General features: G+C 63.5%; 16 protein-coding genes and 1 tRNA gene. 5 read left to right on the top strand and 12 right to left on the bottom strand.

Features of this window, described 5'->3' with window-relative positions; translation table 11 throughout:
- The first annotated feature begins 137 nt into the window (after positions 1-137).
- Positions 138-214 (top strand) — tRNA-Pro (locus tag ACT01B_RS07885).
- A gap of 240 nt (positions 215-454) precedes the next feature.
- Here ACT01B_RS07885 and ACT01B_RS07880 read toward each other — a convergent pair.
- The 5 genes from ACT01B_RS07880 to ACT01B_RS07860 form a co-directional block, all read right to left on the bottom strand.
- Positions 455-1,138, bottom strand: coding sequence for a peroxiredoxin (locus ACT01B_RS07880; RefSeq protein WP_445146810.1), 684 nt, complete (start codon positions 1,136-1,138; stop codon positions 455-457).
- Between the two features lie 157 nt (positions 1,139-1,295).
- Positions 1,296-2,192: a flavin reductase gene (locus tag ACT01B_RS07875; protein WP_445146809.1), complete on the bottom strand. Its 897-nt coding sequence runs from the start codon at positions 2,190-2,192 to the stop codon at positions 1,296-1,298.
- A 28-nt stretch (positions 2,193-2,220) separates the two neighbouring features.
- Positions 2,221-2,970, bottom strand: a complete 750-nt coding sequence (locus ACT01B_RS07870; protein WP_445146808.1) for a class I SAM-dependent methyltransferase — start codon at positions 2,968-2,970, stop codon at positions 2,221-2,223.
- Between the two features lie 57 nt (positions 2,971-3,027).
- Positions 3,028-4,782: an ATP-binding cassette domain-containing protein gene (locus tag ACT01B_RS07865; RefSeq protein WP_445147451.1), complete on the bottom strand. Its 1,755-nt coding sequence runs from the start codon at positions 4,780-4,782 to the stop codon at positions 3,028-3,030.
- Positions 4,783-4,946: 164 nt separating this feature from the next.
- Positions 4,947-5,969, bottom strand: coding sequence for a serine kinase (locus ACT01B_RS07860; protein ID WP_445146807.1), 1,023 nt, complete (start codon positions 5,967-5,969; stop codon positions 4,947-4,949).
- Positions 5,970-6,172: 203 nt separating this feature from the next.
- Here ACT01B_RS07860 and ACT01B_RS07855 point away from each other — a divergent pair, with 203 nt between their 5' ends.
- The 4 genes from ACT01B_RS07855 (at position 6,173) to ACT01B_RS07840 (ending at position 11,007) form a co-directional block, all read left to right on the top strand.
- Positions 6,173-7,681 carry a B12-binding domain-containing radical SAM protein gene (locus tag ACT01B_RS07855; protein ID WP_445146806.1) on the top strand — a complete coding sequence of 503 codons (1,509 nt, stop codon included), beginning with the start codon at positions 6,173-6,175 and terminating at the stop codon, positions 7,679-7,681.
- Positions 7,656-8,873 carry a nucleotidyltransferase family protein gene (locus tag ACT01B_RS07850; RefSeq protein WP_445146805.1) on the top strand — a complete coding sequence of 406 codons (1,218 nt, stop codon included), beginning with the start codon at positions 7,656-7,658 and terminating at the stop codon, positions 8,871-8,873. The genes ACT01B_RS07855 and ACT01B_RS07850 overlap by 26 nt, the downstream gene beginning before the upstream one ends.
- A gap of 46 nt (positions 8,874-8,919) precedes the next feature.
- Positions 8,920-9,870, top strand: a complete 951-nt coding sequence (locus tag ACT01B_RS07845; RefSeq protein ID WP_445146804.1) for a class I SAM-dependent methyltransferase — start codon at positions 8,920-8,922, stop codon at positions 9,868-9,870.
- 207 nt (positions 9,871-10,077) lie between these two features.
- Positions 10,078-11,007 carry a glycosyltransferase family 2 protein gene (locus tag ACT01B_RS07840; protein WP_445146803.1) on the top strand — a complete coding sequence of 310 codons (930 nt, stop codon included), beginning with the start codon at positions 10,078-10,080 and terminating at the stop codon, positions 11,005-11,007.
- Positions 11,008-11,276: 269 nt separating this feature from the next.
- Here the strand turns inward: ACT01B_RS07840 and ACT01B_RS07835 are convergent, their stop codons facing one another.
- The 7 genes from ACT01B_RS07835 to ACT01B_RS07805 form a co-directional block, all read right to left on the bottom strand.
- Positions 11,277-12,419, bottom strand: a complete 1,143-nt coding sequence (locus ACT01B_RS07835) for a glycosyltransferase family 4 protein (protein WP_445146802.1) — start codon at positions 12,417-12,419, stop codon at positions 11,277-11,279.
- Positions 12,416-13,543 (bottom strand): glycosyltransferase family 4 protein, encoded by a 1,128-nt coding sequence (locus ACT01B_RS07830; protein ID WP_445146801.1) that lies wholly within the window; start codon positions 13,541-13,543, stop codon positions 12,416-12,418. The genes ACT01B_RS07835 and ACT01B_RS07830 overlap by 4 nt, the downstream gene beginning before the upstream one ends.
- Positions 13,544-13,556: 13 nt before the next feature.
- Positions 13,557-15,071 (bottom strand): B12-binding domain-containing radical SAM protein, encoded by a 1,515-nt coding sequence (locus ACT01B_RS07825; RefSeq protein WP_445146800.1) that lies wholly within the window; start codon positions 15,069-15,071, stop codon positions 13,557-13,559.
- A 25-nt stretch (positions 15,072-15,096) separates the two neighbouring features.
- On the bottom strand, positions 15,097-15,795 hold the full coding sequence (locus ACT01B_RS07820) for a class I SAM-dependent methyltransferase (protein WP_445146799.1): 699 nt from the start codon (positions 15,793-15,795) through the stop codon (positions 15,097-15,099).
- Complete coding sequence (locus ACT01B_RS07815) at positions 15,792-17,012, bottom strand: amidohydrolase family protein (RefSeq protein ID WP_445147450.1); 1,221 nt, start codon at positions 17,010-17,012, stop codon at positions 15,792-15,794. Before ACT01B_RS07815 ends, ACT01B_RS07820 begins: the two co-directional genes overlap by 4 nt.
- A 16-nt stretch (positions 17,013-17,028) precedes the next feature.
- Complete coding sequence (locus tag ACT01B_RS07810) at positions 17,029-17,862, bottom strand: class I SAM-dependent methyltransferase (RefSeq protein ID WP_445146798.1); 834 nt, start codon at positions 17,860-17,862, stop codon at positions 17,029-17,031.
- A 146-nt stretch (positions 17,863-18,008) separates the two neighbouring features.
- Positions 18,009-18,836, bottom strand: coding sequence for a Wzz/FepE/Etk N-terminal domain-containing protein (locus ACT01B_RS07805; RefSeq protein ID WP_445146797.1), 828 nt, complete (start codon positions 18,834-18,836; stop codon positions 18,009-18,011).
- Positions 18,837-18,853: the final 17 nt, after the last annotated feature.

Here is an 18,853-nt window from a genome sequence, read left to right as displayed (position 1 = left end):
GAGCCGTATAGATTACCAGAAGGCCGCCCCGGGCCCGAGTTGCGCGGCTTCGACAGCGGCAGCCACTCGCCATGTCAGAAAATTCGCCCGCCCCTGTTGCCAAGCCCGCGCAGGGTCATTAAGATACGCGGCTCCCACGGGGTGTAGCTCAGCCTGGTAGAGCGCTACGTTCGGGACGTAGAAGTCGCAGGTTCGAATCCTGTCACCCCGACCAAAATTCGAAGAAATCAAGGCTCTGAAAACCGCGTCACCGCGAGCTTTCAGGGCCTTTTTCTTTTCCAGCGCCGAAACGCCCGAATGGCCCTGGCCAGCAGTAAACGGCTTGGCCAGCCCCTTTAATGTGGCAGTCTTGCGCCGGAAGCGGCGCACGCCCATCTCAGATGTTCGTGAGCATGGGCGGTCCGCCTTGGGCGGCTTCCCTGCCGCAGGGAAAGCGTCGTGATATCCGCGCCCCTCAGGGCATCTTTGCGGACTGAAGTTGCTCGACGATGGCGAGTGACTTGCTTACATGATCCTGCGGATGAAGATGGTCGGCTTCGGAGGAGAAAACGGCTGCGACTTTCCCGTCGCGCCCGATGACGAAGGTGGTGCGCGAGATGAAGCCGTGGTCGATGACTTCGCCTCGCACGTCCTTCGCATTGGGTTCGGCCGCAGACATTTTCAGATCGAAGGACGCGGCGATCTTGCCGTCAGGGTCGGACGCGATCGGAAACTTGCCAGCGCAGTAGTTCGGGTCGGCCGAAAATGAATTGAGTCGCTGGATGCTGTCGGCAGAGACGCCGATGATCGTCGCGCCGGCAGCCGTAAACTTCGCCGCTTCGGTAGCAAAGGCGTGCGCCTCGATATCGCAGCCTCCGGTATAGGCCGACGGAAAGAAGTACACGATCACGGGCCCGCTCTTGAGAGCCTCTGCAAGCGAAAGCGTGAAATCCTTTCCGGCCTTGCTGGCCTGGGCCGTAAAGGCGGGCGCGGTGGTGCCTTGCGCAATGGCAGCGAACGCCGAGGGCGCCATGGCCATTCCGGCGGCAAGGGCACCGGCTGCGAGCGAAAACATAAGACGCTTATTCATTGCAGAAACCCTCGTTGATGTACATGGAAAAAGACAGTGCGGTAGCCTTATCCGGCTGGTGACCGACATGCTCGATGAGGTCGCTCCTCACCTAGGGTCGATGCCCAGGCAGTGAAGCGCAAGGGGCTTTGACCGGCTGACGAAGCTCGAACGCGATCGCGCAGCCATTCCGGGCAATAAGCCACGGCTTCGAACGCAGTCAGGGCGACGAGGCCGATCATGCTCGCTAGATCTCGGTCAGCGGCATGCCGTGCCGGTGGCGATAAGCCTGGTGAAAGCCTCCCGTGTGATGCAGCTGGGCGCCTTCCACCAGATGTTCGTCAGAAATGACGCGGCAAAGGAAAAACGTGTGCAAGCCGATCTCCTGGCTATGCACGATGGCCAACTCCCGAATGCGCAGCGCCGCAGCAACGGCGGGAATGCCAAATTCCCGCGACGGTCGGACAGCAAACGGAAGCGCAGTCCAGTCCGTCAGCGGATGTTTATGATGCGCACCGAGCTTGTACACGACCGCCTTCATCGCCGCGGGCATGCTGGACAGCACGACCTTGCGCTCGTCCAGGATGGTCGGGATGGAAACATTGGTGCTGCGTAGCGCGAGCGAAAAGAATCCGCTCCGTTCCAGCGGGCCTATCAAATCCATCGGAAAGATATTCTGGCGGCCCTGTGTGCCGACGGAGACAAGCACGACCGGTCGTGGACACAGGTAGGCGATCATGAGCTTCTGTACCGCGGCAGGGTCGGTATTCAAGTGGTTCGTCGCGAGATTTTTCAGCATGAGGCGGTTCTGCAGCCACGCATTCCACGAGCGCCGCGGCCAGCGGAGGCAGCGGTGCCCACCAGCGGCGACGTGATAGAGAGTGAGCGATGCGTTTTCGGCGGTGACTGGCGCCATCTGCGCCAGCCGCAAGACGCCTAGCAGCCGTCCGGTGGCGCGATCATGGTATTCCAGCACCGGACGTTGGCCGGCATCGACACTGGTCGCGATCACCAGTGGATTGAGCGAAGCCACGGTGTGGTCGGCCGTGACATCAGCCGAGTTGCCATCCCAATGCAAGCTGGCGGTGACCACCTGCTGTGGAGGAGCGACGGCCACCGTCGACCATTGCGGTAATGGACGCACGAACGGCCTTATCCAATCCTTCCACATCTCAGACCCGCCGAAATAGCAAGAACATGTAAAGCTGGGTGGCCAACCCGAGACCACGCGGGATCAGGCGTTCCAACCGGAAATACGGTGCCGCCGCGCGCGCCACGACTCGTGGCGCAAAACGATGAACGCGGCTTTCGCTTGGGATGGCGTAGTGACCGTTACGCATGAGATTCACCACATTCGACCTCCACCAGCCGTAACGCGCATCACCGAGGTAATAAGGGTTGAGCATACTGGCGAGAACAAAACCGTCCTGGCGCACCACGCGCGATAGCTCCTCAAAAAGCAGGCTGTGATCCGCGAAGTGGTCGAACACCGCAAAGTTCGCTGTGACCGCCTGCACCTCGCAAGTGAGTGGCGACGCAACCGTGACGATGGTTTTGCGGGCGATTTCATCGCGGCAGTTTTGCTCCAGATAGTCGCGCATCGCCTCCGAGGGTTCGTACACGAAGGTCGGGTGCCCGTTAGCGGCATAAGCCTTTGCATCGATACCCGTTCCCGCGCCGAAATCGAGCACGCCCGATCCCGCCGGCAGCAGGCCCAAGGCCATCTGCTGAAACCTGTCGCGCACCATGCGATCTCGCTGCGAGGCCAGCATGGTTAGGTGGTACTGCTCTCCGCTATGCATGTCGTCGGCGACCTTGATGTCTGCGTTGCCTGTTAAGCGATCTTCAAGCGCAGGCAGAAAGGGTGCTTGTCCGCGTGAGTGCCGGCCACGTGACCGAAAGTTGCCTCGCGCGAATCGCAAGCGGTGAACTCATGCCGGGCATCGATCCCCATATGGATAGATCCGGCGACGAGGTAACTAGGACGTGGAGCGATTCGATGCACCAAATGAGGCCTCCCTGGGCGGCACGTCACTTTTCCCATGAACCGTCGTCACCAGGTCGTTGCCGATGACCACGCATTGGTCCGCCATGGCCGCCACGCCGCTCCGATGCGATACGACGATCAGGATCGTCTGTCGCAGACGGGACTTTATGGCGGCGAGCACCGCCATCTCGGCCGCGGCATCCAGCGCGCTGGTGGCCTCGTCCAACAACGCAAGGAAAGGCTGCCGCAGGATGACCTGAGCCAGCAGCAGCCGTTGCAACTCGCCTCCCGAGAGCCTGCTCGACGAACTGTGCAAGGCCGTCTCCAGCCCATCGGCTGATTTTGCCAGCCGCTTGTCCAGGCCGACATCCGCCAGTGCGCTCCACAACATGTCATCGGTTGCGTCGGGCGCAGCCCACAACAGACACTCGCGCACCGAATGCTGCCAGGGCCGCACACTCTGGCTGACATAGGCACCATGACGTACGAGTTCACGGTACTCGTCAAAATCGACGGGCTGATCGCCGACTCGCGCCGCAAACCATTCGGGCCGCATCATGCCGGCGAGGACATCGACCAGGCTGCTCTTGCCAATGCCTGAGTCACCCGAAATCAAGGTCAGTTCGCCGGGTGTCAACGCCAGGTCACCGAGGTCAAGACCGGCTTCGGGCGGCCTCACGCGCATGCGGTCGATGCGTAGGGCGTGGCGGGAAACCGTCGCGCGCGGCGAGGCATCGAATGATCGAGCCGACTCCAGGTGCATGTACTTGCGCCAGAGTTCAGATGCCGGCGCGGCCGAGCGCAGCTGCTGGAAGTTTTGCCGGGTCGACACCAGATAGGGAAGCAATCGCCCGAGCAGCAGACAGACGGCGATGAGCGACGATTGGTCGACGCTGTGCCAGCGGTAGGCCAGCACGAGGACGACGGCGATGCCGACCGCAGCCATCAGTTCCAGCATCAGTTTGCCGGAGGCGATCAGCTCAAGCTGGCGCCGATAGCCTTGGCCCAGCCGGGCCGAAATCGTGCCGAAGCTGTGCTTCTCGGCGTCCTCCCGCTCGAACGAGCGTACGTGGCGCAAACGCCGTGGAAAGTCCTCGCTCAACCAGAACAAGCGAGTCAAATCTGCGATGTACTGGCGGCTGACCTGCGATTGTTCGCGGCCGAAGGCGCGTGATGCAACCAGTGCAAAGCCGGCGATCAGGGGCACCGCGAGCACCAGCGGCGGCGAAAGCCATAACGCAAAAACCAGGCTCACGACGGTGGTCACGCCAGCGACCAGCAGTTGCAGCAGGGCACTGTATGCCTGGGTGATGATTTCCACGTTGTAAGTGAGGACGTTGGCGATCTCCGCCGATGTCCGGTCCGCCAGCGAGGTCAGTGGCGCATCAATCAATCGCGCATGCACGAGTTGACGCCGCGTCATGCTGTATCGACTGGTCAGGCGCGCGGCCAGCCGAGCCGCCAACCAGCGCAATACCGCTACGCTGACCGTGGCGGCAGCGAAGTAGGCAGCCTGCTTCTCGACGGACCCGTGGACCTCGAACATGCCCCCAGCGATCGTCAACGGGGCCCCCGGCTGCACCAGCGGCACCAGGAGCAGTGCCGCGAGACTGCCCATCAGCGCAGCCGCCAGTGACAGCACGATGTATACCGCGATTTCCGCCAGCTCCGCGCCCGTGAGCGTACGCGCGAGCGAACGCAGCAAGTCGCGTGCGCGGTCGCGTGCCGGTGGCGACTTGCCAGGCATCGTCATGAACTCGCGACGCGGGGCAGCCGCAGGGACCGCCGCTTCGATGACACGTCAAGGTGATTTAGAACGGCACTTCTCCCAGGCCGAAGGCGCCAACCCCCGTGGGTGCGACTTTGGCGGGGAATGGTTGTGCTTGCACCAGGACCAGGCACCTGGCTGAATCAGTTAAGCAGCCGCAGCAGGGCGTCGACAGATGCCCGCGGATGCGTCCCACGACGCAGTTCGTAGATGCCCTGCCCCACCAGCTGGCTCTCGAAATGTCGCCAGCCAGGCTGCCCGGCTGCATACGGCTGATCGGCCAGCAACCGGGCTACGACTTCACCCGCAGGGATCGCTTGCAACAGCTCCCTGGGATCGTCGGCCGATTGACTGGAGACGAAAACCGCGCCGACCAGCTTCAGCGGCGTGGCCGCGAGTCGCCCATGGCCACGCCTCAAGTCAGCCTCAAACTTATCCACGCCACTACGACGGCGAATGACGGGTGCCTGGCTGATCCAACGGCGGACGTCGCCCTCGTCGATGAAACGCAGCGCATCGGCCTGCACATGCAGGTAGTTGGCAATACCGGTTGCGAGCAGGCTTTCCGGGTGCACGAAGACGGCATCTTCGGCAAGAAAATCCAGACCGTGCAGCAGACTGTGCAGAGCCAGTGTCGACTTCCCCGAGCCGCTGCCTCCCAATAAGAGGACGCCGCGCCCCTCGCGCCCGACACAGGCGCCATGCAAAGGGACCAGCCCCAAACCGCGCGCCGCCAAGGTAAACACGGCGAACTCAATGAGCTCGTAACGCAGGTGATAGGGATGGCTCAGCATGTCCTCCGAAGCGACGACCAGGGCCCGACGCTGTGCGGGCGCGAGGACAACGTAATTTGACACATCCATCACGCCGCAGATCAGACCTGCGCCTGCCTGCATTTGCACACGCGGAGGTTCCAAGTCACGCGGCGACATCTGCCGCGGCAACAGGCGAAGCTCGATAGTGAACTCCTGTGTGGTCATCGGCAGCTGTTGTTGCGGCAGCTCTCCGTACGCCGCCTCAACCAGTTGCAGCAGCGCCTGGCTGTTGCTGTCGAACCGAAATCGCCCGCCCAAGATGTGCTTTTGAACGGAGAAACCGTGGATGGGTCGCTCGCCGAAGGGGTCAGCGCTGTCGTCGTGAACGCTGTGAAAAGGGGTCAAGGCCATGATCATCGCCCAAAAGGTCCGCCCAATTTGATAGCACAGGGGGCCACGGCACGACACCGAAATATTTTTGCCGCTTGAGGCAACCGCGGATAGGGGCCGGCGCACTCACGTGGAAATAGCGTTGATCCTGGGAGTCGGCTTGCCGGCATCAACCCTGACGCGTCCCAACACATCCCCACGGCTACGTTCGAGGCCTCTTCCAGATGCTAAAGATTCAGGTCGGCCACGCCTACTTCCTGAAGCTCGACAGGAAACAGTGGGAGCGCGGCAAACCGTATCCCCCGCTCGCCACCATTCAGATTGCTGCACTCTTGCGGCAGATGGGTCACGAGGTTTCGTTGTTTGACGCCATGCTTGCCGATGGTGTCGAAGACTATGAAGAGTCGCTACACAGCGCGCAGCCAGACCTGGTGGTGCTGTATGAAGACAACTTCAATTACCTGACCAAGATGTGCCTTGGCCGTATGCGCGAGGCTGCCTGCCAGATGATCGCCGAGGCGCGCGTCAGTGGCGCCCGCGTGATCGTCGCCGGCTCGGATGCCTCCGACCACCCGGACCCGTTTCTCACGGCGGGCGCGGACGCGGTGCTGATTGGCGAAGGCATTGCCGCCCTGGTCACCCTGGTCGAGCGGCTCGATCGAGACCGCCAAATCCACCACCATGGCTTGGCAGCCGGCGTCGCCGGAGTCGCTACGCTGGTGGACGGGCAGACGCAATTGCTGCGCATCGGCGCGCAACCGCCGGACCTGCGTTTGGTCGGCCATCCCGCCTGGGATCTGGTCGATATCGAGCGGTATCGTGCGATATGGCAGGAGCGCCATGGTTATTTCAGCCTCAATATGGCCGCTTCGCGAGGTTGTCCCTTCCGTTGCAACTGGTGCGCCAAGCCGATCTGGGGAAACCACTATCGGCAGCGTCATGCCGAGGATGTGGCTTCGGAAATGAGCTATCTGAAACAGGCATTCAAGCCCGATCACATTTGGATGGCCGACGATATTTTCGGTTTCCACGTGGACTGGGTGACCGAGTTCGGCGACTACTTGAGCAGCGTCGACGGGTCGATACCGTTCACCATCCAGACGCGCGCCGATCTGATCAGCGAACGCATGGCCGCCGCGCTGAAGCTAGCTGGGTGCGCAGAGGCCTGGATCGGTGCGGAAAGCGGCAGTCAACATGTCCTGGACGACATGAACAAGGGCACCAAGGTCGAAGACCTTATTGCAGCCCGCAACCGGCTAGGTGCGCAGGACATCCGCGTCGGCTTCTTCATCCAGCTGGGCTACCTCGGCGAACAGCTGGCCGACCTGCTGGCGACCCGCGAGCTGATTGCGCAAGCTGCTCCGGACGACATCGGCGTCAGCGTCTCCTATCCGCTGCCGGGAACACTATTCTACGAGAAGGTCAAATCGCAGCTGGGCGAAAAGACGCATTGGCAGGACAGCGGCGATCTCGCCATGATGTTTCGTGGTGCCTACGACTCGGATTTCTACCGTCAAGTGCACGATCTGCTGCACGAGCAAGTCGCCCTTCAGCAGTCGCAGCCGCTCGAGCGCCACCCTCACAACAAGGCCCGCGCCGCGCTCGATGCGCGCTGGGAAGCGTTGATCGCCTGCGAACATGAGTACCGTACGAAGGACGCCGTGTCGCCTCCGACAACGACACCAGGTCAGGCGGAGCCGCCGCGCCATGCTACCACCGCTCAAAACCGTTAAGGCCGGCCTGGGCCGCACCACCGAAGCGCTCGCCGAGGAACTGGCACGGCCAGGTACGGCAACGCCGGAATGGAACGCTCTTGAATGGCGATTGGCATCGGTGGCGGCCGTGGTACACGGCGTATCGCCGCTATTGTGCAAATACTCCACGTGGCAAAACCCGGAGTGGAGGGACTTTCTCGCCAGTCAACGCACGCACGTCGAACATCGCCATCAACGCATAGCGACGCTGCTGCAGCGCATTGACGCCGGCGCTCTCGCCGCCGGGCTGGCGATCGTTCCCCTGAAGGGCTCCGCGCTGCATGCGTTGGGGCTCTATGTGCCAGGCGACCGGCCGATGGCCGACATCGACCTGCTCGTCGCTGAAGGCGATGCCGGACTGGCGACCGAGCTGCTGCTTGATCTTGGCTACGTTGAGTCGTTCGCCATGTGGAAGCACCAGGTATTCAAGCCCCCGACCGGCAAGCCTTTTGAAGGCCTGGGCGAGCACCGCGACACGCCGATCACGATCGAGTTGCATACCCGCATCCAGGAGCGGTTGCCGGTATCCCTGGTCGATATCACCGCCAGGATCTATCCGCGCCGACCACAGGCAGGTTTGAATGCCTATCCCTCGCGCGGCGCGTTGATGAGCCACCTCTTGCTGCACGCGGCAGGCAACATGTGCAGCCGCACCCTGCGCCTGCTGCATTTGAACGACATCGCTCTGTTGTCTGCCTGCATGTCTACCACCGACTGGAGCGCATTTTGGAGTGAGCGCGCCGTCGACTCTCGATGGTGGGCGCTGCCGCCACTTCGCCTGGTTGAGCGCTACTTCGCAGGCGCGGTTCCACAAGCCGTGTTCGACCGGCTCGAGCACGACTGCCCTCTTGTGTTGCGGACGATGTCGCACCACCAGACCCTGACCCAGGTTTCGTGTTCGGACCTGTGGCTACACGCACTTCCCGGCATCGAGTGGTCCCGCTCCCTCCGGGAAGCCGGGCGCTACGTCAGAAATCGTCTCAAGCCATCGGAAGAAGCCAGCCGGGAACGTGCCGACATGGTGCGAACGCAGCTATGGCTGCACGGCCAAGGCTGGCTCACCTTGCATCACGGTCATCGCATCCTGACCTGGCTCACCCGGCCGGTGCCGCGGCTCGACATCTTGTACGCTGTGCGCGCGGCACTGGAAACTCCGGCTTCCGTGCCTTAGACCCTGCCCGCCACTCATTCGGTGCCTACCTGGAGATGGATGAACGATGGGCACGCCGAACACTGGGATGGCTGCCGGGCCTGCGTTGCTGTCAGGCATCAAGCTGCGCTGCCCGCGATGCCAGACCGGTATCGATGACTTGGATTGCCCTGCGTGCGGTTTTTCCATCGTCATCGCCGACGGCATCGCGCATGCCCTGCCAGCGGAGTCGGTCGCGCGCTATGCACAGTTCATGCAGGATTATGAGCGAATAAGAGAGTCGGAAGGCCGCGGCAGCGAAAGCGAAGACTTCTATCTCGGTCTTCCCTACCGGGATACATCAGGAAAGTATCGCGAGCAATGGCGGATGAGGGCTCGCAGCTACGACTACCTGGCTCGGCATCTGCTGGATGGCGCCGGTCGCGGCAACAGGATTCTGGACCTCGGCGCGGGCAATGGCTGGATGAGCTTTCGCCTGGCACTGGCCGGGTATCGACCTTGTGCGGTCGACCTGCTCACCAATGACTGCGACGGACTGGGAGCCGCCCGGCATTACCGGACACGCCTGCCTGAACTCTTTCCGCGTTTCCAGGCCGAGATTCGCTGTCTCCCCTTCGCGGACGAACAGTTCGACGCCGCCGTGTTCAACGCCTCCTTTCATTACGCCGAAGACTACGAGGCCAGCCTGCGTGAAGCGATGCGCTGCGTGAAAAAAGGTGGCGTGGTAATCATCAGCGATACGCCGTGGTACAGCCGGAGGGAAAGCGGAGAGCAAATGCTCGCGGACCGTCGCGCGGCTTTCCGGCGAAGTCATGGCACGGCTGCTGACTCAATCGCCACTCTTGGATTCCTTACGGATGAGCGCCTGGGCAGGATGGAAGACGCCCTATCGATCCACTGGGATGTGCATCGTCCGTGGTATGGCCTGAAATGGGCCATGCGACCCCTGGTGGCGAAATGTCGTGGCAGGAGGGAACCTTCGAGGTTTCGACTTTACGCAGCCCGCAAAAGCGCATGATCGTAATGAATGCAGCTCTTCAGACAGGGATTGGAAAGTTGTGCAAGTTGAGGAATTGCTCGCCCCCGAGATTCGGCGACAGGGCATCAGACAGCGAATTTACCCGCAAGCTGGTCGATTCATCACCGACTTCACTGCTGAACGGGCTTGGCTGGCAAGGGGTACTATGCGCGAGCGGAATCACGCGGATCATCGACGAAGGAAGCCATGAACGAGCGTTCGATTGGAGGAACGCCGGTGGTTTCGGTCGTCCTGCCGACCTACAACCGCTTGCCACTGCTGCGCAAGGCTATTGCATCGGTAGTCGGGCAAACATTCGGCGACTGGGAGCTCATCGTCGCCGACGACGGTTCCACCGACGACACGCGTGGTTATCTCGAAGCGATCGATGATCCACGCGTCCGGCCACTCTGGATGGAGCACCGCGGCGATCTCACTTCAGCACGCAGCGCCGGCCTCAAGCACGCGCGCAGCAAGTGGGTGGCATTTCTTGATTCGGACGACTTGTGGTTGCCCGGAAAACTGGAATTGCAACTGCGCCGGCTCGCCGCGCAGCCTGAATGCAGGTGGAGCTACACGGGATACTCGCTGATTGACACGGAGGGGGCATCGCTGCCGGAGCGGTCGGACCTTCTGCCTCGGCCGGTTTCCGGATACATCCTCGAACCATTGCTTAGGTTCAAGGTCTCGACACCGGTCCCGACCATGCTCGTGCAGCGATCGCTGATCGAGGAGATTGGCGGGTTCGACGAAACAATCCCCATTCATTCCGACTACGACTTCGCGCTGCGACTCGCTGCGCGTAGCGAGGTCCTCGCGTTACCCGATATCTTGACTCTGGTTCGCGAACACCCGGACAGGAGCACCGCGCGCTTGCGCCTCGCGGAACTTTACGCCGATCAGGAGCGCGTATTTCGCAAAGCAGCGGCGGCCACGACGGACCGGGAAGTACGGGTGCTGTGCCTGCACCAGTGCGTGATGCAACTGGCAGGACAGGCGGCGGCATTGTCGCGGGAAAGGTCACACGGGGCCGCGTTCGCGGCACTCGTCCGCGCCGCCCGCATCACACCTTTCAAAGGAGTGGTCTGGAGAACTGCGGCGGGATGCGCGGTGCGGGCGTTGGGAGTGTTCACTTAAAGACGCGAATCACGATCAGGCTGGACGCCGCATCGCCGCCCGGTGCAACGCACCGGCAGACGCTGGAAGACGCGCTGGCGATCCAATGGGACGTGCATTGCCCATGGTATGTCCTGCAGTGGGCCATGCGCCCCTTGGTGGCAAAACTTCGCGGCAGGCGAGAACCTTCGAAGGTTCGCCTTTTCATAGCCCTTAAGGGCGCTTGAGCGTCGCCAAGGCCACCTACGCCTGATCGGCGGGTCCCGAGCGTAGCGAAGACGCCGTGGTCTTCAGGGCCGCGTCAATGGCACGATCTTCCGCCGGTGACCGGAACCGGCCATGGACAATTGCCGGTACAGCGTCTCGAACGTCTGCGCGGTGCAATCGGCGTCTTCCAGCACCGCCCGACGCTGCGCGGCCACGGCCAACTGCAGCCGCAGTACCTCATCGGCAAGCACCTTTTGGATGGCCTCCGCCAGTGCGGCCGAGTCGCCGACGGGCACGGCGCAAGCCGCTGCAGGCGCCCATTCCGCGAAATGCCCGACCGCCGTGCCGACCGCCGGCACCCCCGCCACGGCCGCTTCGAGCAAGACCAAGGGGCCGGCCTCATGCAACGACGACATCACCAGCAGGTCGGCCGATTCCATCATCGGACGCAGTTCGCGCTGCGTCTTGAAGCCAAGAAACCTGACGCAGCGTTCCAGCCCGAGCTGGCTGGCCAGCTGCTGCATTTCGCCCTGCAGCGTATCCATGCCGACGATATCCATCTGGAATGCCAGTCCAGCTTCGACCAGTGCCGCCAGCGCTAGCAGCAGGGTTGGCTGGTCCTTGACGCGATTGAGGCTGGCGACATGGATCAGTCGCGCCGGCCCGTCGCCGCGCCTGCGCGGTGCAAGTGGTGGCCAGCTGCGCAAGTCGACGCCGAGCGGCACGCGCCGGGCGTTTAGGCCGAGCGCCTGCAGCGAATCGATGATGGGCGCGCTGGCCGCCGTGATGACGTCGGCGCCGCGTAGCACCCACGCCTCGCGCAGCCGTCCCTTCCAGTGCTGTCGTCCACCGTAGTCGATCTCGTGCAAGGCGACCAGCTCGCCGCCGGCGATATGTACCAGGCTGGGCAAGCGCAATAGCTTTGCCGCGGCTACGGCGATCAGACTGCAGGAACCGGAGAAGATGGCATGGACCAGATCGAACGGCACGCGGCGATGCTCCGCGCGGATCGCCGCGATCGCGCGCAGCCGCGTCCAGCCATCGCCGATGTTGTGAATCGTGGCGCCGACCAGTTCCCAGCTGCCTGCGGCCCCTTCCTGGTGCAGCGCGAAGACATGCACGTCGTGCGTCCGCGCCAGCCGCTCGATCAGGGCCAGCAGTGCCGGGATCACGCGAAACTCGCCGCTACGATCCACGCCGCCCGGGATCACTAGCGCGAGCTTCATGATGTCCTCCGTTGCCGGTCGTCCTGGACCTGCGCATAAGCGTCAGCCCACTGACGGCCCACGGCCGCGAACGACAGCGCGGCATCGAAGTGCGCGCGCACGTGCGCCGGCGACGGCCGGCTCGCCGCCGCATCGACCAGCGCCTCGGCCAGCCGTGTCGCGTCGCCGCAAGGCCACAGGTGGCCGACGCGACTGCCTCCGATCAGCGCGCGGAAGGAAGGAATATCCGTGACGACCGGCGTGACACCACAGGCCAGCGCTTCCAGTACGACGAAGCCGCAGCTCTCGGCGTGGCTGCCCGAGACGAAGAGATCCGCGGCTCGCATCAGTGTCTCGACCTGCCCGTGCGCCACCTTGCCGAGCAGGTGCACGCGCCCGCTCAGCTGAGGATCCCGCGCGACGCGAGTTTGCACTTCGTCGAGCAGCGGTGCGCTGCCGAAGGCACACCAAAGCTGCAGACCGGGCAGCTGCCGTGCAGCCCGGGCCACACCGTCGAGCACGGTCAGCGGGTCTTTGCCGGCGTTCAGGTGTCCCACCCACAGCACGCAGGGATCGCCGTGTAGACCGGTCTGCGCACGCGCATGTGCGCGACTGCCCATGGTGAAGCGGGTGCTGGATTCGGGGATCGCGAAGAGCCTCGCGTGCGGCTCGAACAAGCCTGCACGCGTGAACGGTCGCGCCAGCTCGGGTGCCGTAAAGGCGACGCCGGCCATGGCCGCATACCAGCGCCGCCACCGTGGCCGCCGCCACCAGCGCGGCGGCCGATCGGCGTGGTCTTGCATGATGATGGGCAGCTGCGGCAAGCATTGCGAGACGGCAAATGCGTCCTCGGCGAAGCCCAGGCCGTGCGCGTGCAGCACGTCAACCTTGATCTCGACGAGCAGACTGGCGAAACGACGGCCACGGCTCGTCGCCGCGTCCAAGCCGCTGACGTCGACGAAGTGGTAGTCGATGCCGTTGCGTGTAATCAGATCCTGGCGTGCCGCTGTCTGGATTACCGAAACCCGGGTGCCGGAACTGGCCACCGCGTCGGCGACATCCCCCAGCGAGTGCCATTGATCGAGAACCTCGGCATGCGCACGGCCCGCCGGCACGGGTAGAAAGTTGATCTGCGCGACGTGCAAGGCCCGCCCTACCCTAAAGACCTGAAACTTGCGGCACGTGCAGGCGCACCAGCCGATTGGCCAACTCCAATTCCCACGGTCGGTCGTACTTGCCGTAGCGATAGCGCCAGCCAGCCATGGCGCTCAGGCTGCGCTTGGCCCAGGTTGGCGAGCGCAGGTCTTGCACCGTGGGAAAGCGGCAGCGCAGCACGGTGACGAAATCATGGATGCGTTGGCGCAATCGGTCATCCAGCCAGGGCGCATCGGCATGGCAGGTGTAATCGACCCAACGCGGCTGCGCCCATTCCTCCGGCGTCGTCGGGAACACGACCGGTTCGCCGTTGAGGTCGAACAGCGGCTTGGCGGGACGCTTGGCGCGATCCTGCTCGTGCCGGCTGTTCTCCGGCAGCGGCGTGTAGACGTAGATGACAACCTCGGTCTGCGGATTGATCCGCTTCAAGGTGCGGATGAATTCGAAGGTGTGCTCGGTCTCTTCTTCGGTATTCTCCGGCGGCGCGACCATGAAGGACAGTTCGGGAATCACCCCGTGTCGCCGGCACAGCTTCACCGCCTCGATGGTCTGATCCGGCCGCGTGCCCTTGCGGATCTCCTTGAGCATCTGGCCGTTGGGCGACTCCGCGCCGATATACGCCATCCGTAGCCGGCTCTTGCGTATCAGCTTCCACGAACTCTCCGACAGGTTCAGCAGGGCGTCCGAGCGGGCGAAGCACCACCACGGCATCTCGAATCGGGCCATCACTTCGAGCAGCGGAACCATGTCCTGTTCCCGATCGAAAAAGTTGTTGTCAAAGTACAAGACCGAGTCCGCCCCAAGTTCATGCTTGAGATAGCTCAGGTCGCGCTCCAGCCTCTCGGCTGCGGGCAGCACCGTGGTGCCTCCGAACATCGCGGCCACGCCACAGAACGTGCAGCGGAACCGGCAACCTTTTGCCGCCTGATGCGCGGCAGTGCGTCGGCCAAGATAACTAGGCGCCAGGTATCGCCGCGGGTCCCCGAGCTTGTCGTAGGGCAGCACCAATCCGGTGTCGCCCAGTGTGAAACGGCGGTTCGGGTTGTGCACGATCACGCCGTCGCGCTTCCACGACAGTCCTCCGATCACCGCAAGCTTGGAGTCTGTCTCGCCGCCCAGCGCAGCGACCAGCTCCGGCAGGGTTTCCTCGGCCTGCCCGCGAACCGCGTAGTCGACGTAAGGTGCGGCCAGTGTCGCGTCCGTATTGAGAGTCGGGAAATAGCCACCCCATACGATAGGTACCGCTGGAAAGCGCTGGCGGATCGCCGTGGAGACGGCGATGGCCGGTGCCAGCTGCGGGCCGCCCATCACGCTTATGCCGACCGCGTCGAAGGATGTCTGCTCCATCGCGCGCACGCTGTCGTCAACAAAGTTGCGGTCGACGTTGCCGTCGATGATCTGACTGCTGCCGGTACGATCCAACGCCGCTGACAGGTGCAAAAGGGACAGCGGAAACTTCGCACTGCGACGCGAGGTAATGGTCGGATTGATCAACAGCGTACGTGGTGCATTGGTCATGGCATGGGCCTGCAATTTAGAGAAGTCATGGCTCGCGTCGCAGCTGGAACACCAGAGCGACGGGAACCTCCAGCGCCACGCGGTCGAAGTGCGCGCCAGCGGGGATGTCGGCCGGGTCGAGCATCGGCTCCAGCACCTGCTCGATCCGCAGCCCCAGTGCCGCGCAGGCCGCGTGCCAATGGCTGAAGCGGTGCTGCGTATGCCGCACGGCGTAGCGCGCGCCGCCCGACTTGAAATCACGCACCCAGCCGAGCGCATGCCCGATCGGATGCACGTCGCTGCACAACAGCCTGCCGCCGGGCCGGGTCACCCGGCACAGCTCGGCGAGCGACGTTTGCAGACTCTCGAGATGACCGATGACCAGACCACAAATCGTCAATTGCGCCCATGCATCCGGCACCGGCAGCGCTTCCAGGCTGCCCTGCAACAACTCGACCCTGGCATCCGGCCGGTGCTGACCCAGCTCTATGCGCGCGCGCTCCAGCATCTCCGGCGAAAGATCCACGCCAACCACGCGCGCTGCGCCACGTCGCAGTGCATGCAGCATGTAACGTCCACTGCCGCAGCCCGCGTCGAGCACGCGGTATCCCGCCAACTCGGCAGGCATGAGCGTCAGCATGGCTCGCTCTTCGGCCTGCATCACCGGGTTATGCGCACACGCCGGATATTCTGGCGCCCAAAGCGCGTAGGCCTCGGCAGGTTCAAGGATGGGCGTCTCATTCATCGGCAATGCGCCTCCGTGACGAGGTCGCTCGCGCGCCCCTGGCGGCCAGCGGCAAGCTCGAGCCCAGGTTCCAGCGCGATCAGCGCCGGGTCGGCCAATGAACTGGCCAACAGCTTGGGCTTGCCGTCCAGGATCACCGGCACCGTGTCCACGCCGGCGGCATCAAACCATTCGACGAAATCGTGGTCCGCGATGCGTGGAATGCCGTCGTGTACGACGGCGCGAATCTCGCTGCGTTCGATGCCGGCAAGGCCGTTCGCCTCGTCGCCGCCGCGATCGCGGACGATCACCATGTCGGCCCGCGACCCAGGCGCAAGGCTGCCGTGCTGGGGCAGGCGCAGAATGCGCGCGGCATGCGTGGTCACCAGTTCCACCAGCTGCCCTGGGCCGAGATCACCCAAGGCGCTGGCGCAGCGCATTTCCTCGAGCAGGTCGCGTGCCCCGCTCAAGCGCGAATCGGTACCCAGGGCCAGCCGTCCCGCCTCGAACAGGCGTCGCGGATCGAGCGTCTTGCCCAGCAGCGCCAGATTGCTGGCCGGACACCAGACCACTGCCGCCCTGGCGGCAATGATGCGGGCGATGTCCTGCTCGCGCAGACCGACGCCATGGATCAACACGCTGTTTGCCGCAAGGCAACCAAGCTCGTCCAGCATTGCCAGTTCCGCTTGCGCCGTCGCGTCCGTGCCCTCGGCCAGATGGATCATCCAGGGCCGTTCGACCGCCGTGGCCAGGAAGCTCTCCTGCACCGGCGGCCCATAATCGGGCCAACCCAGTGCATAGCTCCAGCCGAAGTTCCGCAGCAACGCCACGGGAAAATCCGGCGCATCGAACTCCCGCTGCCAGGGGTCATGGTGGGCTACGCAAGTCGTGCCGGCGAGCAGGTTCTTCAGCGCCCCGTGCCTGAGCCGCAGTGCCTTGGGCCATTCAAGCGCTGCCGTGACTTCCGGCTCGTCAAAATGTGAGCGGAACGCCTCGATCCACGCATAGCTGTTCGGGAAAGGGGCGCCTGCTTTCAAGGGGGGTACGGCGTTGACGTGCAGGTGGTCGTGCGCATTGACCAGACCGGGGAAGATCAGATGGTCATGAAGGTCGACGCGACAGGCCCATGCCGCGGTTGACGTGCCGATGTGGCCATTGCGGATCAACAGCGGCGCGCGCGAGACACCTTCGGGCGTGATGGTGGCCGCGTGACACAGGCTGGTACTCGCGCTTGGCAGCAAGACATCCACGGACTTAGCGTCGTCGCATGACAATCAGGAAGTGATCGCCCATGTTGCGCAGGACCGGTAGCGCACCCAGGTGATCGTCGAGCCAGCCCAGCCGTTCGCACCAGGCACGATGGCTGCGGTAGTAGTCAACCAGGTAGGGCGGCGGCAGGAACAGACTGAGCGCCCGGTATTCCTCCAGCACGAAGTGCTCGGCAAAAGCGTCGTAGAACTCACGCGGCCGGTAGTAATAGGTCCAGATGGTGTGCCGGTTCATCCCGACCGCGGTCGCACCGCGCTTGCTCCGCACGGCCGCGCGCTTGAAGCGGCCCCGTAACGTGTAGTGAAGCACTTCCCATGGGCAGATCCGCCCGATCACCGACAACACCAGATGACCGTTCGGCCGGAGCAAGCGCGCGCACTCGGCCGCGATGGATGGCAGATCCGGCACGCAGTTGAAAGGCCCGAAGTTCGAGTAGATGCCGTCAAACTCCGGCTGCAGCTGATCGAGCTGGTGTATGCCCAAGTGCCTTGCCGTCACCTGGGACTCCAGCCCGGCGGCGGCGGCGCGGGACTTAGTTCGACCGACCATCCGCGGCGACCAATCCGTGGCGGCTACCTGGTAACCGCATCTGGCGAATTCGACGGCATCGATGCCGGTGCCGCAACCAAGATCGAGCAGCCTTGATCCAGCGGAAACCTTGTCGAACACCGTCTCCCACAGGGAAACCCGCATGCGCTGGATCAGCTCATTGTTGCCACGAGGGCCATCATAGTCGGCAGCGACGCTGTCGAAGGCGCGCTGCGTTTCGAGCAATTGGCCTTCGCCCAATGATGCTCCCGCTGAACGCGGGTCATTCATGCGGGAGGCTGGGCCTCGCTCTTCGGCGTCTCGCCCCTGATGTCCACTCATATCCATACGCGCTCCGACGCCCTGCTCTGTTTATCTGAACGTGAGTGCCGATGTGAACGGGTTTGGTTGAATGTCATGGCACGCGCGGCACCGTTCTAGACGCGGCGACGAAGCGCATTTCTCACCACAGCTGCGAAAGTCCCGAGACCCAGTGCCGCCAGGATGCCCACACCCCAGAACAAGACCGCATTGGGGAAAACCTGTCCCTCGGGAACATAGACCGGCCACAACAACGAGGTCTCGTACGTATAGCTGGCGCTGAGTCGGGTGAGGAGATCACTCCGTGTCGTCTGCAGGTTGCGGATTTCCTCGCCCCTGCTGGCGACCAGCACGCCGGCGAGCGATGAAGCCTGCCCGCTCTTGTCACCGGCTTCTCCCCTGCCCGCGGTCTGCAACAGCCGATCCCGCTCGGCCAGCGCGTCCTTTAGATCAGCCTGCACTTCGTCCAGACGCGCACGCGCCAGCGCCAGAGTGGTCGCCTCAAGACCTTGGTGAACGACACGCAGCTGGGCAACCGTGGCTTCGGCGAACTGGCGAGCCTGCCGCGCGGAGTCCGCGCGCACGGTCAAGCGGACCAGTGCACCCGCATATTGCAACTGATCGACTTTCAGACTTTTCCGATACAGCCCAGCCTCGCGCGAATCGAGCGGCAGGCCGAGGCTTTGCACGACCTCGTTCTGGAATGCCTTCGTCTGCAACCGCTCGGCCACCCGCTGCAGCGGCTCAACCTTCGGGTCCTGCCCCTGCGGGACCTGGCCGACTTGTGCGATTTGTATCCACGCGGTCGCTTCCCACTGGCGCCTTGCCACATGCGTAAAGGCGTAGGTGGCTGCCAAAACCAGCACCACCATGAGCAGGAACCACTTCCACTCGCGGACGACGATTCGCCACATATCGACCAGATAGATTTCGTCTCTTTCCATGGCATTAGGGCTCTTTC

The organism is Dyella sp. Tek66A03, from assembly GCF_052567735.1.
Note: the sequence above shows the minus strand (reverse complement) of the source record. Positions and strands in the feature narration are given on the sequence as shown.

Excerpts from the sequence above, each read along its gene's own strand:
- ACT01B_RS07805 (WP_445146797.1), bottom strand. The coding sequence starts at position 18,836 with ATGGAAAGAGACGAAATCTATCTGGTCGATATGTGGCGAATCGTCGTC.
- ACT01B_RS07880 (WP_445146810.1), bottom strand. The coding sequence starts at position 1,138 with ATGTCGGTCACCAGCCGGATAAGGCTACCGCACTGTCTTTTTCCATGT.
- ACT01B_RS07810 (WP_445146798.1), bottom strand. The coding sequence starts at position 17,862 with ATGAATGACCCGCGTTCAGCGGGAGCATCATTGGGCGAAGGCCAATTG.
- ACT01B_RS07835 (WP_445146802.1), bottom strand. The coding sequence starts at position 12,419 with ATGAAGCTCGCGCTAGTGATCCCGGGCGGCGTGGATCGTAGCGGCGAG.
- ACT01B_RS07865 (WP_445147451.1), bottom strand. The coding sequence starts at position 4,782 with ATGCCTGGCAAGTCGCCACCGGCACGCGACCGCGCACGCGACTTGCTG.
- ACT01B_RS07855 (WP_445146806.1), top strand. The coding sequence starts at position 6,173 with ATGCTAAAGATTCAGGTCGGCCACGCCTACTTCCTGAAGCTCGACAGG.
- ACT01B_RS07840 (WP_445146803.1), top strand. The coding sequence starts at position 10,078 with ATGAACGAGCGTTCGATTGGAGGAACGCCGGTGGTTTCGGTCGTCCTG.
- ACT01B_RS07825 (WP_445146800.1), bottom strand. The coding sequence starts at position 15,071 with ATGACCAATGCACCACGTACGCTGTTGATCAATCCGACCATTACCTCG.
- ACT01B_RS07820 (WP_445146799.1), bottom strand. The coding sequence starts at position 15,795 with ATGAATGAGACGCCCATCCTTGAACCTGCCGAGGCCTACGCGCTTTGG.
- ACT01B_RS07850 (WP_445146805.1), top strand. The coding sequence starts at position 7,656 with ATGCTACCACCGCTCAAAACCGTTAAGGCCGGCCTGGGCCGCACCACC.
- ACT01B_RS07860 (WP_445146807.1), bottom strand. The coding sequence starts at position 5,969 with ATGGCCTTGACCCCTTTTCACAGCGTTCACGACGACAGCGCTGACCCC.
- ACT01B_RS07845 (WP_445146804.1), top strand. The coding sequence starts at position 8,920 with ATGGGCACGCCGAACACTGGGATGGCTGCCGGGCCTGCGTTGCTGTCA.